At 68.6% G+C, this 15,249-nt stretch carries 13 protein-coding genes; 7 read left to right on the top strand and 6 right to left on the bottom strand.

What is annotated here, in order from left to right; genetic code table 11:
- Window positions 1-4 precede the first annotated feature (4 nt).
- Both xdhB and AC1RCS_RS07785 read right to left on the bottom strand, forming a co-directional pair.
- A complete protein-coding gene (gene xdhB, locus AC1RCS_RS07790) occupies window positions 5-2,434 on the bottom strand; it encodes a xanthine dehydrogenase molybdopterin binding subunit (protein WP_492244200.1) in 2,430 nt (809 codons plus the stop codon).
- Window positions 2,431-4,056, bottom strand: coding sequence for a xanthine dehydrogenase small subunit (locus tag AC1RCS_RS07785; protein WP_492244199.1), 1,626 nt, complete (start codon window positions 4,054-4,056; stop codon window positions 2,431-2,433). The genes xdhB and AC1RCS_RS07785 overlap by 4 nt, the downstream gene beginning before the upstream one ends.
- Before the next feature lie 191 nt (window positions 4,057-4,247).
- Between AC1RCS_RS07785 and AC1RCS_RS07780 the strand changes: the two genes are divergently transcribed.
- From AC1RCS_RS07780 to AC1RCS_RS07760, 5 genes are all read left to right on the top strand, one after another.
- Window positions 4,248-5,180, top strand: coding sequence for a LysR family transcriptional regulator (locus AC1RCS_RS07780; protein ID WP_218293621.1), 933 nt, complete (start codon window positions 4,248-4,250; stop codon window positions 5,178-5,180).
- Between the two features lie 80 nt (window positions 5,181-5,260).
- Complete coding sequence (locus AC1RCS_RS07775) at window positions 5,261-6,862, top strand: ABC transporter ATP-binding protein (RefSeq protein WP_492244198.1); 1,602 nt, start codon at window positions 5,261-5,263, stop codon at window positions 6,860-6,862.
- Window positions 6,855-7,928, top strand: a complete 1,074-nt coding sequence (locus AC1RCS_RS07770; protein WP_218293623.1) for an ABC transporter permease — start codon at window positions 6,855-6,857, stop codon at window positions 7,926-7,928. Before AC1RCS_RS07775 ends, AC1RCS_RS07770 begins: the two co-directional genes overlap by 8 nt.
- On the top strand, window positions 7,928-8,848 hold the full coding sequence (locus AC1RCS_RS07765; protein ID WP_218293624.1) for an ABC transporter permease: 921 nt from the start codon (window positions 7,928-7,930) through the stop codon (window positions 8,846-8,848). The genes AC1RCS_RS07770 and AC1RCS_RS07765 overlap by 1 nt, the downstream gene beginning before the upstream one ends.
- Before the next feature lie 114 nt (window positions 8,849-8,962).
- Window positions 8,963-10,129 carry a BMP family ABC transporter substrate-binding protein gene (locus tag AC1RCS_RS07760; protein WP_218293625.1) on the top strand — a complete coding sequence of 389 codons (1,167 nt, stop codon included), beginning with the start codon at window positions 8,963-8,965 and terminating at the stop codon, window positions 10,127-10,129.
- A gap of 88 nt (window positions 10,130-10,217) precedes the next feature.
- Here AC1RCS_RS07760 and AC1RCS_RS07755 read toward each other — a convergent pair whose 3' ends face one another.
- From AC1RCS_RS07755 to AC1RCS_RS07740, 4 genes are read right to left on the bottom strand one after another with little or no spacing between them, the layout of a single operon-like run.
- Complete coding sequence (locus AC1RCS_RS07755; protein ID WP_492244197.1) at window positions 10,218-11,525, bottom strand: NAD(P)/FAD-dependent oxidoreductase; 1,308 nt, start codon at window positions 11,523-11,525, stop codon at window positions 10,218-10,220.
- Window positions 11,522-12,268 (bottom strand): amino acid ABC transporter ATP-binding protein, encoded by a 747-nt coding sequence (locus AC1RCS_RS07750; protein ID WP_218341458.1) that lies wholly within the window; start codon window positions 12,266-12,268, stop codon window positions 11,522-11,524. Before AC1RCS_RS07750 ends, AC1RCS_RS07755 begins: the two co-directional genes overlap by 4 nt.
- A complete protein-coding gene (gene ehuD / locus AC1RCS_RS07745) occupies window positions 12,265-12,930 on the bottom strand; it encodes an ectoine/hydroxyectoine ABC transporter permease subunit EhuD (protein WP_218341457.1) in 666 nt (221 codons plus the stop codon). Before ehuD ends, AC1RCS_RS07750 begins: the two co-directional genes overlap by 4 nt.
- 41 nt (window positions 12,931-12,971) lie before the next feature.
- A complete protein-coding gene (locus AC1RCS_RS07740; protein ID WP_218341456.1) occupies window positions 12,972-13,742 on the bottom strand; it encodes an ABC transporter substrate-binding protein in 771 nt (256 codons plus the stop codon).
- A gap of 208 nt (window positions 13,743-13,950) precedes the next feature.
- Here AC1RCS_RS07740 and AC1RCS_RS07735 point away from each other — a divergent pair, with 208 nt between their 5' ends.
- Window positions 13,951-14,748, top strand: coding sequence for an IclR family transcriptional regulator (locus AC1RCS_RS07735; RefSeq protein WP_218341455.1), 798 nt, complete (start codon window positions 13,951-13,953; stop codon window positions 14,746-14,748).
- A gap of 47 nt (window positions 14,749-14,795) precedes the next feature.
- Window positions 14,796-15,149, top strand: coding sequence for a cupin domain-containing protein (locus tag AC1RCS_RS07730; protein ID WP_218341454.1), 354 nt, complete (start codon window positions 14,796-14,798; stop codon window positions 15,147-15,149).
- Window positions 15,150-15,249 lie beyond the last annotated feature (100 nt).

Here is a 15,249-nt window from a genome sequence, read left to right as displayed (position 1 = left end):
TCACTCAGTCCGTCAGGCGTCCCAATGCCCGCAGCACATTCTCCGCGGTCGCCGGTGCCGTCAGCACCACGGGCCCCGTGGCTTCATCCCCACGCCCCGCCGCCACCGCATTGCGCAGCGCCTCGTACACGCTGATCGCCAGCATGAACGGCGGCTCGCCCACCGCCTTGCTGCCGCCCACGTTGTCCTCGCGGTTCGCCTCGGGCCACAGGTTCACGCGGAAGTGCGCGGGGATGTCCCCCGTCGCCGGGATCTTGTAGGTGCTCGGTGCGTGCGTGGCCAGGGTGCCCTTGTCGTTCCACACCAGCTGCTCGGTGGTGAGCCAGCCCATGCCCTGCACGAAGCCGCCCTCGATCTGGCCGATGTCGATGGCCGGGTTGATGCTGTGGCCCACGTCGTGCAGGATGTCCACCTTGAGCACGCGGCTTTCGCCGGTGAGCGTGTCGATGACCACCTCGGAGCACGCGGCCCCGTAGGCAAAGTAGTAGAACGGCCGGCCCGTGAGCGTGGCCTTGTCGTAGTGGATCTTGGGCGTGCGGTAGAAGCCGTCGCTCCACAGCTGGATGCGGTTGGCGTACGCCTCCTTCACCACGTCGTCGAACAGGCGTACCTTCTTGGGCGAGATCACCTGCCCGCCCTCGAAGCGGATGGCGCCGGCGCCGCAGCTGTCGAGCCCGCACACGAAGGAGGCGAGGTTGTCGCGCACGTTGCGCGCCGCGAACTGCGCCGCGCGGCCGTTCAGGTCGGTGCCGCTGGACGCTGCCGTGGCGCTGGCGTTGGGCACCTTGCTGGTGTCGCTGGCGGTGACGAGCACCCGGGACAGCGGCACGCCCAGTTCGTCCGCCACGATCTGCGCCACCTTGGTGTGCAGGCCCTGGCCCATCTCGGTGCCGCCGTGGTTCACCTGCACGCTGCCGTCGGTGTACACATGCACCAGCGCGCCGGCCTGGTTGAACAGCGTGGCCGTGAAGCTGATGCCGAACTTGACCGGCGTGATCGCCAGGCCCCGCTTGAGCACGGGGCTGGTGGCGTTCCAGGCCGCGATGGCGTGCTGCCGCTCGCGGTAGCCGGCGTCGCGCTCCAGCTGCGGCATCAGTTCGTGCAGGATGTTGTCCTCCACCGTCATCTGGTAGTGGGTGACGTTGCGACCCTCCCCGGCGTCCTTGCCGTACAGGTTGGCCAGGCGCACGTCCTGGGCATCCCGGCCCAGGGCGCGCGCGATGTCGCCCAGGATGGCCTCGATCACGATCACGCCCTGCGGCCCGCCAAAGCCGCGGAACGCGGTGTGGCTCTGGGTGTTGGTCTTGCAGCGGTAGGAGGCGATCTCCACGTCGCTCAGGAAATAGGCGTTGTCGCTGTGGAACACGGCGCGGTCCGCCACCGGCCCCGACAGGTCGGCGCTGAAACCGCAGTTGGCCGCCATGTGCAGCGCGAGGCCGGTGATGCGGCCCGCGCCGTCAAAGCCCACGTCGTACTGGTACGCGAACGGGTGGCGCTTGCCGGTGACCATGAAGTCTTCATCGCGGTCGAGCCGCAGCTTGACGGGGCGCCCGAACTTGCTGGCCGCCACCGCCGCCCACACGGCCAGGTGGCCTGCCTGGGTCTCCTTGCCGCCGAAGCCGCCGCCCATGCGCCGGCACTCCACGCGCACCGCGTGGTTGTCCAGCCCCAGGGCGTGGGCCACCCAGTGCTGCACTTCGCCCGGGTGCTGGGTGCTGGAATAGATCCACCACTGCCTTTGCTCCAGCGGCAGCGCGTAGGCAATCTGGCCTTCGAGGTAGAAGTGCTCCTGCCCGCCCACCTCGAAGGCGCCCTGCAGCCGGTGCGCCGACCGCGCGAGGCCGGCCTGCGCATCGCCCCGGCGCACGAACACGGGCGGCAGCACATAGCTTTCGGCCCGCAGCGCTTCCTTCACGGTGAGGATGGCGGGCAGCGGCGTGATGTCCAGCTTCACGGCGCGCACGGCGCGGCGCGCCTGCATCACCGAGTCGGCCACCACCAGGCCGATCACCTGGCCGACGTGCTGCACGGTGTCGATGGCGAACACGGGCTCGTCGTGCGCGAAGGCGGCCAGCAGCTTGTCGCCGGGCACGTCGGCCGCCAGCACCACGCCGCGCACGCCGGGCAGGGCCAGGGCGGCGCTGGCGTCCACGCCGTTCAAGGTGCCGTGCGCCACGGTGGAGAGGATGGGCGCCGCATAGAGCGTGCCCTTCACCTCGGGCAGGTCGTCGATGTAGTGGGCCGCGCCCGCCACCTGGGCACGCGCGCTTTCGTGGATGTGCGACTGGCCCATGGCGCGGGTGCTGGCGGGCGCGCTGGCCTGCGGCGGGGCCAGGGGTTCGGCGGCGTGGGCGTCGGCGCTGGCGACCACGGGGTCGTCCACGGCATCGCGGCTCACGGGCAGGCCGCCGGGCAAGGTGTCGCGCTGGTTCATACGGCTTCCTCCAGGCGGAAGTTCTCCACGCTCACCGCCTCTTCGCCCTGGCTCTCCAGCCAGAAGCGCTGCAACAGGCTGGCCAGCACCGTGCGGCGGTAGGCACCGCTGGCGCGCATGTCCGAGATGGGGTTGAACTCGCCCTGCAGCGCTTGTGCGGCGCGGGCAATGGTGTCGGCGTTCCACGGCTGGCCGGTCAGCGCGGCTTCGGTCTGGCGGGCGCGGGCCGGGGTGGCGGCCACGCCGCCCGCGCCGATGCTGGCGCGGCGCACCACGTCGGCTTCGATGTCCAGGTTGATGACCAGGCACACGGCGGAGATGTCATCGTCAAACCGCTTGGAAATCTTGTAGGCCCTGAGCACTTCCGTGACCCCCGGCCTGGGCACCACGATGCGCACCAGCAGCTCGTCGGGTGCCATCACGTTCTGCCGGTAGCCGGTGTACAGGTCTTCCAGCGCCAGGGTGCGTTCTCCCCGCACGCTGGCCAGCACCACCTGGGCGCGCAGCGCGATCAGGAGCGGCATGGAGTCGCCAATGGGCGAGCCGTTGGCCACGTTGCCCCCCAGCGTGCCCGAGTTGCGCACGGGCAGGCCCGCGAAGCGCGTGGCAAAGGTGTGCAGCCGCGGCCACTGCGCGGTCAGTGCGGCAAACGCGTCGGTCAGGGTGACGGCGGCGCCGAGCGTGATGTGGTGCGCGTCCTGTTGAACCTGCCGCAGTTCGGCCACGCGGGTCACGTCCAGGATGCTTTCGTATTGCTTGTGCTGCTTGGTCACCCACAGGCCCACGTCGGTGCAGCCTGCCACCACCTGGGCCGCGGGGTGCGCGGCGCGCGCGGCCAGCAGATCGGTGAGCGTGGTGGGTGAAATATAAGAAGAATTGGCCTCTGGCGCTGGATGGATAAGCGCGATTAGCTCCAGTTTTTGTAGCAAAAGAGGTTCGTTCACAGCCATTGCGGGCAGGGCGGCCATGTGCTGCGCGGCGTCCAGGATGGGGCGGTAGCCCGTGCAGCGGCACAGGTTGCCGGAGAGTTCTTCCTGCGCCAGTTCGCGGGTGATGGGTTGGCCGTGGCGGACGTGGTCGAGCGCCGACGGGCCGCCCCTAGGCGCGAGGGCCCCGGGCGCGCGGGAATCCGGGGGCCCTTCCCCGGATGGGGGCCGCGAACCACACGCAGTGGGGAGCGTGGGGGCGATGTGTTTCTGGTACATCCCAAAGAGGCTCATCACAAAACCGGGGGTGCAAAAACCGCATTGAGAACCGTGGCACTGAACCATCGCCTCTTGTGCGGGATGCAGTGTGATGGGTGGACGAGGAGCCGGGGCGGCATCGCCCACGGGCTGGATCAACGGGTCTTCCGCCAGGTCCTCCACCGTCCACAGCGCCATGCCGTGGACCGAATGCGCCAGCCGGATGCAGCTGTTCACCGCGCTGTAGTGCACCTTGCCGTCCCGTGCCTCGCCCAGCACCACGGTGCAGGCGCCGCAGTCGCCTTCGCCGCAGCCCTCCTTGGTGCCGGTGTTGCCCAGGTCTTCGCGCAGCACCTCCAGCAGCGTGCGATCGGGTGGTACATTGCCCAGCGCCACGGGCTGGCCGCGGCGCAGGAATTGCAAGGGTTGGGTGGTCATGACGGATGCCGCTTCTTCGATTGCTGTCAATTCATGAGGACCTGCGCACATCGGGATGCGACGTCCGCATTGCCTTGGAGCGATGCGGTTTGCCTGAGCCCTGTTTTGCGCAAGTCGTGTTCATCAGAGGGTAGGGCGCCCAATGGCCGCCAGCATAAGTACAAGCTTATGACATCAATGCACGCACTGCTATGAGAGACCACGCCCTTTTCGACAAGATAGACCTCCATCTCATAAGGGTGTTGCACACCGTGCTCACAGAACGCAGCGTATCGAGGGCCGCCGTCCGCCTGGGCATGCACCAGCCGGCGGTGTCGGCCGCGCTCAAGCGCCTGCGCGACCTGGCGGGCGACCCGCTGCTGGTGCGCTCGGGCGCCAGCATGATGCCCACCGACGCCGCGCTGCGCATGGTGGAGCCCGCGGGCGCCATCCTGCGCTCGGCCGAGGCGCTGTTCTCGGATGCGCGCGGGTTTGATCCGCGCACCGCCACCCGCACCTTCCGCGTGGCCGCCAGCGACTACCTCGATCCGCTCTTCCTGCCCCAGCTGGTGTCCCGCATCAAGGTGGAGGCCCCGCTGTGTCCCATCGAGATCCTGCCCCTCTCGGCCGACGCGCACTACCATGCGCACCTGGCGCAGGGCGAGGTGGACGTGGTGATCGGCAACTGGCCGCAGCCGCCGGACGACCTGCACATGGGCCGCCTGTTCGGCGACGAGGTCGTCTGCCTGGTGGGCAAGGACCACCCCGCCGTGCGGCGCGGCTGGGACGTGGAAAGCTGGTTGGCGGCCGAACACATCGCGCCCACGCCCACCCACCCCGGCGCGCGCGGCGTGATCGACGCCCACCTGGACAACCTGGGCATGCAGCGCCACATCACGGCGCGCTGCGCGCATTTCAGCCTCATCCCCAGCATCGTGGCCTCGAGCCTGCTGGTGCTGACCACGGGCCGCCAGTATTGCGAGCGTTATGTGGAGCAGCTGCCGCTGGCCATCCTGCCGTGCCCGGTGCCTTTTCCGCGCCTCATGTACTACCAGCTGTGGCATGCGCGCACGCACCACTCCGCCGCTGCCGCGTGGTTGCGCGAATGTGTGAAAACCGTGGCCTCTTCGCTACGAAAAGAATAGCTGCTTGGGCATGCTGAACAAGCGCAAGAAGGTGTTTCCATTCTTATAACAAGTTGTAAAACTGAGAGACAATCCACCGCATGAGTTCACCTCCTACTCCTCCCGCCCCGGGCGCGCCGCCGCCGCCCCGGCTGCAGCTCATGGGCATCACCAAGCGCTATCCGGCCGTGGTGGCCAACAGCGGCGTGTCGCTCACGGTGCTGCCCGGCGAGATCCATGCGGTGCTGGGCGAAAACGGCGCGGGCAAGTCCACGCTGATGAAGATCATCTACGGATCGGTCAAGCCCGACGAAGGCAGCGTGTTCTTCAACGGCCAGGCCGTGCAGGTGCGCAACCCGCAGGAGGCGCGGGCGCTGGGCATCGCCATGGTGTTCCAGCACTTCAGCCTGTTCGACACCCTCACGGTGGCCGAGAACGTGTGGCTGGGCCTGGACAAGAGCCTGCAGCTGGCCGAGGTGACGCAGCGCATCACCGCCAAGGCGGCCGAATATGGCCTCGACATCGACCCGCTGCGCCCCGTGCACACGCTCAGCGTGGGCGAGATGCAGCGCGTGGAAATCATCCGCGCGCTGCTCACCAACCCCAAGGTGCTGATCCTGGACGAGCCCACCTCGGTGCTCACGCCCCAGGCGGTGGAAAAACTCTTCGTGGTGCTGCGCAAGCTGGCCAGCGAGGGCTGCAGCATCCTCTACATCAGCCACAAGCTGCACGAGATCCGCGCGCTGTGCACCGCGTGCACCGTGCTGCGCGGCGGCAAGGTGACGGGTGTGTGCAACCCGGCGGAAGAATCGAATGCGTCTTTGTCGCGCCTCATGATCGGCGCCGAGCCGCCCGCGCTGGAACACCGCGCGCTGCAGACCGGCGCCACGGTGCTGCGTGTGCAGGGCCTGTCGCTGCCGCGTGCCGACCAGTTCGGGGTGGATTTGATCGACCTGCAGTTCGAGGTGAAGGCGGGCGAGGTGGTGGGCATTGCCGGTGTGTCGGGCAACGGGCAAAAGGAACTGCTCTACGCGCTGTCGGGCGAAGACCAGCGGGCTGATGCAGTCAGCATCCAGGTCTCCGGCCAGAACGCGGGCCGCATGGGCCCCGGCCAGCGCCGCGCGCTGGGCTTGCACTTCGTGCCCGAAGAGCGCCTGGGCCGGGGCGCCGTGCCCACCATGGGCCTGGCGCACAACCTGCTGCTCACGCGCACCAACTCGGTCGGGGGCAGCGGCTGGATCAAGGTGGGGGCCTTGCAAAAACACGCCGAGGCCATCATCCAGCGCTTCAACGTGAAGGCGGGCGGCCCCCATGCGGCGGCCAGGTCGCTGTCGGGGGGCAACCTGCAGAAGTTCATCGTGGGGCGCGAGATCGATGCCAACCCGAAGCTGCTCATCGTTTCGCAGCCCACCTGGGGCGTGGACGTGGGCGCGGCCGCGCAGATCCGGGGCTCCATCCTGGCGCTGCGCGATGCGGGCTGCGCCGTGCTGGTGGTGAGCGAGGAGCTGGACGAATTGTTTGAAATCTGCGACCGGCTGCACGTGGTGGCCAAGGGGCACCTGTCGCCTTCGGTGCCGCGTGCCGAGGCCACGGTGGGCCTCATCGGCGAATGGATGAGCGGCCTGTGGCATGCCGACGTGCAGGCGCACCTGGCGCAGCAGCACCAGCAGCAGGCGCGGGCCGGGGAGGTGCAGCATGCTTAAGCTGGAACCGCGTCCCCAGGCGTCGAAGCTCTGGACCTATGGCTCGCCGCTGCTGGCGCTGGCCATCACGGTGCTGATCGGCGTCGCGCTGTTCGTGGCGCTGGGCAAGGACCCCGTGCGCGGGCTGCAGGTGTTCTTCTGGGAACCCGTCAAGTCGCAGTACGCCATCGGCGAACTCATGGTCAAGGCCACGCCGCTGCTGCTCATCGCGCTCGGCCTGGCCGTGTGTTTCCGCTCCAACGTGTGGAACATCGGCGCCGAAGGCCAGTTCGTCATCGGCGCCGTGGTGGCGGGCGGCGTGGCGCTGCTGGCCGACAAGACCACCGGCCCGTGGATCGTGCCCGCCATCCTGCTCGCCGGGGTGCTGGGCGGCATGGCCTGGGCGGGGCTCACGGCGCTGCTGCGAGACAAGTTCAACGCCAATGAAATCCTGGTCAGCCTGATGCTGGTCTATGTGGCCACGCTGGTGCTTGGCTATCTGGTCTACGGCCCGTGGAAGGACCCCATGGGCTACAACTTTCCGCAGACCAAGACCTTCGAGAAAGTGACGCAGATCCCGCGCCTGATGCAGGGTTCGCGGGTGTCCATCGGCCTCTTGCTGGCGCTGGCCGGGGCGGCGGCGCTGTGGGTGTTCCTGTTCCGCACGCGGGCCGGTTTCGCGCAACAGGTCGGCGGACTGGCCCCGGCGGCGGCGCGGTACGCCGGGTTCTCCTCGCGCAAGGCGCTGTGGACGGCGCTGCTGATCTCGGGCGGCGCGGCAGGCCTGGCGGGGGCGCTGGAAGTGGCGGGGCCGATTGGCCAGCTCACGCCCTACGTGCCGGCGGGCTACGGCTTCGCGGCCATCATCGTCGCCTTCGTGGGGCGCCTGCACCCCGTGGGCATGATCCTCTCGGCCATCCTCATGAGCATGTTCTATATCGGTGGCGAGCTGGCGCAGTCGCGCATGGGGCTGCCCAAGTCGCTCACGGGCGTGTTCCAGGGCCTGCTGCTGTTCACGCTGCTGGCGTGCGACACGTTGATTGCCTACCGCGTGCGCTGGGTCGGCACCAGGAAAGGAGGTGTCTGATGGAGTCCTATGCACTGCTCATTGGCGCCACGCTCAGCGCGGGCACCGTTCTGGCCATTGCGGCCCTGGGCCTGCTCATCAACGAAAAGGCCGGCATCGTCAATCTTGGGGCGGAAGGCATGATGCTGTGCGCCGCCATCGCGGGCTTCGCCACCGTGGTGCACACGGGCAACACCTGGCTCGGGTTTGCGGCGGGCATGGCCGCCGGCGCCGTGCTGGCCGCCATCTTCGGCGTGCTGGTGATCTGGCTCAACACCAACCAGTACGCCACCGGGCTGGCGCTCAGCCTGTTCGGCGTGGGGTTCTCGGCGTTCGCCGGCATCAGCTACGTGCAGGCCAAGCTGCCCGAGCTGCCCAAGTACGCGGTTCCGGTGCTGGGCGACGTGCCGCTGCTCGGGCCCGCGCTGTTCCAGCAGCATCCGCTGGTGTACCTCACCATGCTGCTGGTCGCGGGGCTGATCTGGTTCCTGTACCGCTCGCGCGCCGGGCTCGTGCTGCGCTCGGTCGGCGAGTCGCCCGAGTCGGCCCACGCGCTGGGCTATCCGGTGCGGCGCATTCGCCTCGCGGCGGTGGTGGCGGGCGGGGCGCTGTGCGGGCTGGCGGGCGCCTACATCTCGACGGTGTACACGCCCCTGTGGGTGGAGGGCATGGTCGCCGGCCGGGGCTGGATCGCCCTGGCCCTCACCACGTTCGCGACCTGGCGCCCGGCACGGGTGTTGCTTGGTGCCTATTTGTTCGGCGGCGTGACCATGTTGCAGTTCCACCTGCAGGCCACGGGGGTGCAGGTGGCCAGCCAGTTGCTGAGCATGCTGCCGTATGTGGCCACCATCGTCGTGCTGGCGCTGATTTCGCGCAATCCGGCGTGGATCCGCATCAACATGCCGGCGTCGCTGGGCAAGCCGTTCTATCCGGGCTCCTGAAATGGGCGGGCCGGTGCGTCAAAAACTGGTTACCCCACGGTAGATCGCCCCATAATTGCTGCTTTCGTCCCCAACCTTTGCAAGTCTCACTCTTCATTCAACAAGGAAACCGACATGACTGATCTGCAGAAACGCTCCATGCTCAAGGTGGCAGCGCTCTCCGCCGTTGCCGCCGCCGCGCTCGTGGGCTGTGGCAAGAAGGAAGAACCGGCACCGGCCCCCGCGCCCGCACCGGCCCCTGCGGCAGAAGCGCCGGCACCCAAGCCCGAGCCTCTGAAGATCGCGTTCGCCTATGTCGGCCCGGTGGGTGACGGCGGCTGGTCGTTCGCGCACGACAACGGCCGCAAGGCCATCGAGAAGGAATTCGGCGACAAGGTGGTCACGAGCTTCGTGGAAAGCGTGCCCGAGTCGGCCGACGCCGAACGCGTGCTGCGCGACCTGGCCGGCCAGGGCAACAAGCTGATCTTTGGCACCACCTTCGGCTACATGGAGTCGATGCTCAAGGTGGCCGAGGACAACAAGGGCATCAAGTTCGAGCATGCCACCGGCTACAAGACGGCCGAGAACATGCGCACCTACGACAGCCGCACCTACGAAGGCGCGTACATGGCGGGCGTGATCGCCGGCGCCATGACCAAGACCAACACGCTGGGCGTGGTGGGCTCGGTGCCGATTCCTGAAGTGATCCGCAACATCAACAGCTTCACGCTGGGTGCGCAGTCGGTCAACCCCAAGATCAAGACCAAGGTGGTCTGGGTGAATGAATGGTTCAGCCCGCCCAAGGAAACCGAAGCCGCCACATCGCTCATCAACGGCGGCGCCGACGTGCTGTTCCAGAACACCGATTCGCCCGCCGTGCTGAAGACGGCGCAAGAAAAGGGCAAGCGCGCCTTCGGCTGGGATTCCGACATGACCGCCTATGGCCCCAAGGCCCACCTGGCATCGGCCGTGATCAACTGGGGCCCGTACTACATCAAGGCCACCAAGGACGCGCTGGAAGGCCAGTGGGCCACGGGCCAGAGCTGGTGGGGCGTGAAGGAAGGCGCGATCGACATCGTCTCCATCGCCGAAGACGTGCCTGCCGACACCAAGGCCAAGGTCGAAGCCGTGAAGAAGGGCCTGGCCGATGGCTCGTTCCAGATCTGGAAGGGCCCGATCGTGGGCCAGGACGGCAAGGAAGTGCTCGCCAAGGATGCGGTGGCCGACGACAAGTTCCTCGGCGGTGTCAACTTCTATGTCAAGGGCGTGGAAGGCAAGATCCCCGGCGGCGACAAGAAGTAAGAAGCCGCACGGGCTTCCCGGCGCTGGCGCCGGGAGCGCTCCCCTGAAAAAGGCCGCCCGGGGGCGGCCTTTTTGCTGGGCGGGCCGTTTACCTCCCCACGCGGTCCAGCAGGCTGTACCAGGCCACGCCGGCCGCGATGTAGAAGCGCTGCAACCCGTGCAGCGGAAGGGGCTGAAGGGGCGTGACCGGGAATGGGCAGGCCGCCGCGCCGCCGCCCGCCACCAGGGCCGCCACGTGCTGGCCCAGGCTGGTGGCCATGGCGATGCCGCGCCCGTTGTAGCCCAGCGCCATGGTGATGCCCGGCGCGGGCTGGTGCAGGTGCGGCATGAAGTCGCGCGTGACGGCGATGCGCCCGGCCCAGCGGTACTCGTACTGCACGGGGCCGAGTTGCGGAAACATCAGCGCCAGCGCGCGCTCGAGGTGTGCGAAGTCCTGCGGCCCCTGCGGGTCGGCGAAATGGCCACGCCCGCCCATCAGCAGTCGGCCCTGCGCGTCCTTGCGGAAGTACAGCAGCAGCCGCTGCGAGGTCGATCCCGTCTCGCCGCCGGGCAGGATGCTGGCGCCCGCCGGGCCCAGCGGCCGCGTGGCCACGATGAAGCTGTTGGCCGCGAGCACCGTGCGCGCCAGCCCTGGCCACAGGCCGTCGGTATAGCCGTTGGTGCCCAGCACCACCTGCTGCGCCTGCACGCGGTGGCTCCCGGTTGGTGTGGCCGTGGTGGCGATCCAGTGCGCGCCCTGGCGCTCCAGCGCCACCACGGGCGAGCCGCCGTGCACCTTCACGCCCAGGTCCTGGGCCGCGCGCACGAGGCCGCGCACGTAGGCCAGCGGCTGGATGCCGCCCGCGCGCCCGTCGAGCCAGCCGCCCGCGAAGGCCGGCGTGCCGATGCGCGCGGCCGTGGCGGCGCGGTCGAGCATGTCCACGCGCACGCCGCGCCGCTCCCACTGCCGGGCGCGCGCGTGCATGCCATCCACGGCCTGCTGGGTGTAGCCCACCTGCAGCCAGCCCGCGCGCACCGGGGCGCAGTCGATGGCATGGCGCGCGATGAGGTCGTACACGAGGTCGGCCGAGCAAGAAACGGCATCGATCAGCGGCTCGGCGCGCTCGGCGCCGTACAGGCGCACGAGGTCGTCGGGGTCGTGCTTGAGCGTGGGGTTGACCTGCCCGCCGTTGCGCCCCGAGGCGCCCCAGCCGGGCGCGTGCGCGTCGAGCACGCACACGCGCGCGCCGCGCTCGGCCAGGTGCAGCGCGGCGGACAGGCCCGTGTAGCCCGCACCGACCACGAGCACGTCGGTGGAGAGCGAGGCGTCGAGCGCGGGCGTGGCGGGGGCCGCGGGCGCCGTGGCGGCCCACAGCGAGGGGGCGTCGGGGTGCGATGCGATGGCGCGGGCGCTCATGCCGCGCCTCCATCCGGCGCGCGCAGCACGCGGCGCAGGAAGTCCTGCGTGCGCGCATGGCGCGGCGCGCCGAGCACCTGCGCGGCAGGACCTTCCTCGACGATGCTGCCGCTGTGCAGGAAGCACACGCGGTCGGCCACCTCGCGCGCGAAGCCCATCTCGTGCGTCACCACGATCATCGTCATGCCCTCGTCGGCGAGCTGGCGCATCACGCCCAGCACGTCGCCCACGAGTTCGGGGTCGAGCGCCGAGGTGGGTTCGTCGAACAGCATGGCCTCGGGCTTCATGGCCAGCGCGCGCGCAATGGCCACGCGTTGCTGCTGGCCGCCCGAGAGCTGCGCGGGCCAGGCCTGGGCCTTGTCGGCCAGGCCTACCTTGCGCAGCAGCTCCAGCGCTTCGGCTCGGGCTTTCGCGGGCGATTCGCCCTTCACGTGCACGGGGCCTTCCATCACGTTCTCGATCACCGTGCGGTGCGGGAACAGGTTGAAGCGCTGGAACACCATGCCCATGCGGCTGCGCAGCGCATGAATGGAGGCCGCGCGGTTGTCCACGCGCTCGCCGAAGGCGCGCACCTCGCCGCCCTGGTACGACTCCAGGCCGTTGATGCAGCGCAGCACCGTGGACTTGCCCGAGCCCGAGGGGCCGATCAGGCACACGACTTCGCCGCGCTCCACGCGCAGGCTCACGCCCTGCAGCACGCGGTGCTCGCCGTAGGCCTTCTCCAGGCGGTCGATCTCGATCATGGCGCTTTCCTCCCCGCGCCGAAGCGGCGCTCCAGCCGCCGCAGGCCCCAGACCAGCGGCAGGCTCATGGCCAGGTAGAGCAGGGCGACGAGCGTGTACACGGTCATGTTCTGGAAGGTGGACGAGGCGATGAGCTGGCCCGCGCGCGTCATCTCGGCCACGGTGATGGTGGAGACCAGCGACGAGTCCTTGAGCATCATCACCAGCGTGTTGCCATAGGGCGGCAGCGCGATGCGGAAGGCCTGGGGCAGGACCACTCGGCGCATCAGCAGCGCGGGCCGCATGCCCATGGCCAGCGCTGCCTCGCGCTGGCCGGGGTCCACGGCCTCGATGCCGGCGCGAAAGTTCTCGGCCTGGTAGGCCGAGTAGGCGATGCCCAGGCCGATCACGCCAGCCTGGAAGGCGGAGAGCTGGATGCCGATGTCGGGCAGCACGAAGTAGATGTAGAAGAGCTGCACGATGATGGGCAGCCCGCGGATCACGTTGATCACGGTGGAGGCGCATACCGAGACGGCGCGCACGGGCGAGAGCTTGCCGAGCGCGAGCACCAGCCCGATCACGCTGGACAGCAGGAACGACAGCACGGTGACCTGCACCGTGACCACCGCCCCCTGCAGCAGGATGGGCAGGAACTCGCGCGCATGCTGCAGGAAGGCTTGCATGGCGTACTACTGGATTCAGGCGAAGACGGCGCGGGCGGGGCTCAGATGCCCCATTTCTTGACGATGTTGGCCAAAGTGCCGTCGGCCTTGACCGCGGCGATGGCCTTGTTCAGGCGTTCGAGCGTGGCCGTGTCGCCTTTGCGCACCACGAGGCACACATCACCCACATTGGTGGACTTGTAGCCTTCGGCCAGCTTCACGCCCTGGAAGGTGTTCTGGCGGATCTGGTAGGCGATGATGGGCTGATCGCCCAGGCCCGCCTTGATGCGGCCGAGCGCGAGGTCGCGCGTCATGTCGGCCACCGAGTCGTAGCTGCGCACTTCCTTGAAGATGCCCTTCTTCTGCAGCATGTCGATGAACACCGTGCCCACCTGGGCGCCGACGATCTCGCCCTTGAGGTCGTCGAGCGAGGCGTAGGCCTTGGCGTCGTCGGCCTTCACGATCAGGCCCTCGCCGTAGGAGTAGACGGGGTCGCTGAAATCCACCACCTGCTGGCGCGCGGGGGTCTTGAGCATGGCCGCCGAGACGATGTCGATCTTGTTGGCGGTGAGCGAGGGGATCAGCGCCGAGAACACGGTCTGCTGCACGTTGACCTGGAAGCCGCCCGCCTTGGCCACGGCCTGCACGGTGTCCACCATCATGCCCTGGATGCTGTTGGTCTTCACGTCGAGGAAGGTGAACGGAATGCCCGTGGCCGTGGCACCCACGTTGTAGGTGGCGGGCGCGCTGCCCTGCGCGGCGGCCAGCGTGACGGCGCCTGCGGCGCACAGGCCTAGTGCAATGCGGTGGAAGTGGCGGACGAAGCGGTGCATGGTGTGACTCCTGTGGCGAACGAGAGGGATGAGGACCGTCGTGGGCAGTCGCGGACACCGAACCGGCATCCGCCCCACGCCTGCAACATTGCAAGAACGGTGCCAATTGTCGATTTCAATAAATCTTAGATAAATAGGTGCAAACCACTAAAAGATTTATATGAATCGATATGCGATATTTTCTGGTGAGAGAGCTATACTCCGTTGCATGAATACGCCGCAGCCGCCCGACGAAGACGCGAACCCTCTGTTCAACCAGTCGCTGGAGAAGGGGCTGGCCGTGCTCTGCGCCTTCAGCGCGCAGCGGCGCAGCATGACGCTGGCCGACGTGGCGGCGGCGGCGGGCATCAGCAAGAGCTCGGCGCAGCGCATGGTCTTCACGCTCGAGCAACTGGGCTTCGTGCGCAAGCACCCGCAGACGCGCCGCTACCAGCTCACGCCGCGCGTGATGCGCATCGGCTACAACTACCTCGCGGCCAACCCGCTGATCGACCTGGCCAACCCCTACCTCTCGGAACTCACCAACGTGACGACCGAGACCACTTGCCTTACCGAAGCCGACGGGTTGGAGATGGTGTACGTGGCGCGCTTCATCAGCGCGCAGTTCGTGCCGGTGCACATGCCCATCGGCAGCCGCATCCCCATGTACTGCACGGCCTCCGGGCGTGCCTGGCTCAGCGCGCTGCCCAACGAGGAGGCGCTGGCGCTGCTGCGCGCGAGCGAGCGCGCGGCCCACACCCGCCACACCATCACGGACGAGGTCGCGCTGCTGGCCGAACTGGACCAGGCGCGCCAGCGCGGCTATGCCATCAACCGCGAGGAGCTGTTCCTGGGCGACATGACGCTGGGCGCCCCCGTGATCGGCAGCCATGGCCGCCCCGTGGCGGCCGTGCACATCGTGGCTCCCACGAGCCGCTGGACGCCCGAGGAGGCTGAGAGCCGCCTGGGGCCGTCGCTGCTGGCCTGCGCGCGCTCGCTGAGCAACTCGGTGCGCGCCCTGGGCTGACGGCGTTCTTCGTTTCTCCATTCATTCCCCTTTCAAGGAGTCGCCCCATGGGCATCCAGGCCATTGCGCAGAGCGCCACCACGCAGGATTTGCAGGAGCAGGGCCCCGTTGCGGTGCCCCTGAGCACGCCGGCCTGCACCATCCGGGGGCTGGACGTGCGCATGCCGGGTCGGCCCGACTGCGACACGGGGCTGTGGGAGTGCTCTCCGGGGCGCTTCCGGCGCCAAGTGGCGTCGGGCGAGGTCATGCACATCCTTGCGGGCGCAGGCCGTTTCACGCCTGAGGCGGAGGGCGCGGCACCGTTGGAGTTCCGTGCGGGTGACACGCTTTTCTTCCCGCCCGACACGCGCGGTGTGTGGGAGATCCGCGAGACGGTGCGCAAGCTCTATGTGATGGTCTGACCAAGGGGCGCTCTCACACTCTCGCCTTCGTCGCCCCGAAACGAAGGGGAGCGGGCCTCCAGGGCGGCGGGGGAGGCGTGGAACGGCGCTTGCGGATATG

The sequence above is a fragment of the Acidovorax sp. GW823-FHT01C06 genome (assembly GCF_058798375.1).
The sequence above is the reverse complement of the archived record's forward strand: the minus strand, read 5'-3'. Positions and strand labels throughout refer to the sequence as shown.

What these genes read in the sequence shown, in the direction of transcription:
- AC1RCS_RS07750 (WP_218341458.1), bottom strand. Translation starts at nt 12,268, where the DNA reads ATGATCGAGATCGACCGCCTGGAGAAGGCCTACGGCGAGCACCGCGTG.
- AC1RCS_RS07775 (WP_492244198.1), top strand. Translation starts at nt 5,261, where the DNA reads ATGAGTTCACCTCCTACTCCTCCCGCCCCGGGCGCGCCGCCGCCGCCC.
- AC1RCS_RS07765 (WP_218293624.1), top strand. Translation starts at nt 7,928, where the DNA reads ATGGAGTCCTATGCACTGCTCATTGGCGCCACGCTCAGCGCGGGCACC.
- AC1RCS_RS07740 (WP_218341456.1), bottom strand. Translation starts at nt 13,742, where the DNA reads ATGCACCGCTTCGTCCGCCACTTCCACCGCATTGCACTAGGCCTGTGC.
- AC1RCS_RS07735 (WP_218341455.1), top strand. Translation starts at nt 13,951, where the DNA reads ATGAATACGCCGCAGCCGCCCGACGAAGACGCGAACCCTCTGTTCAAC.
- AC1RCS_RS07770 (WP_218293623.1), top strand. Translation starts at nt 6,855, where the DNA reads ATGCTTAAGCTGGAACCGCGTCCCCAGGCGTCGAAGCTCTGGACCTAT.
- AC1RCS_RS07730 (WP_218341454.1), top strand. Translation starts at nt 14,796, where the DNA reads ATGGGCATCCAGGCCATTGCGCAGAGCGCCACCACGCAGGATTTGCAG.
- AC1RCS_RS07760 (WP_218293625.1), top strand. Translation starts at nt 8,963, where the DNA reads ATGACTGATCTGCAGAAACGCTCCATGCTCAAGGTGGCAGCGCTCTCC.
- AC1RCS_RS07755 (WP_492244197.1), bottom strand. Translation starts at nt 11,525, where the DNA reads ATGAGCGCCCGCGCCATCGCATCGCACCCCGACGCCCCCTCGCTGTGG.
- AC1RCS_RS07785 (WP_492244199.1), bottom strand. Translation starts at nt 4,056, where the DNA reads ATGACCACCCAACCCTTGCAATTCCTGCGCCGCGGCCAGCCCGTGGCG.
- ehuD (WP_218341457.1), bottom strand. Translation starts at nt 12,930, where the DNA reads ATGCAAGCCTTCCTGCAGCATGCGCGCGAGTTCCTGCCCATCCTGCTG.
- AC1RCS_RS07780 (WP_218293621.1), top strand. Translation starts at nt 4,248, where the DNA reads ATGAGAGACCACGCCCTTTTCGACAAGATAGACCTCCATCTCATAAGG.
- xdhB (WP_492244200.1), bottom strand. Translation starts at nt 2,434, where the DNA reads ATGAACCAGCGCGACACCTTGCCCGGCGGCCTGCCCGTGAGCCGCGAT.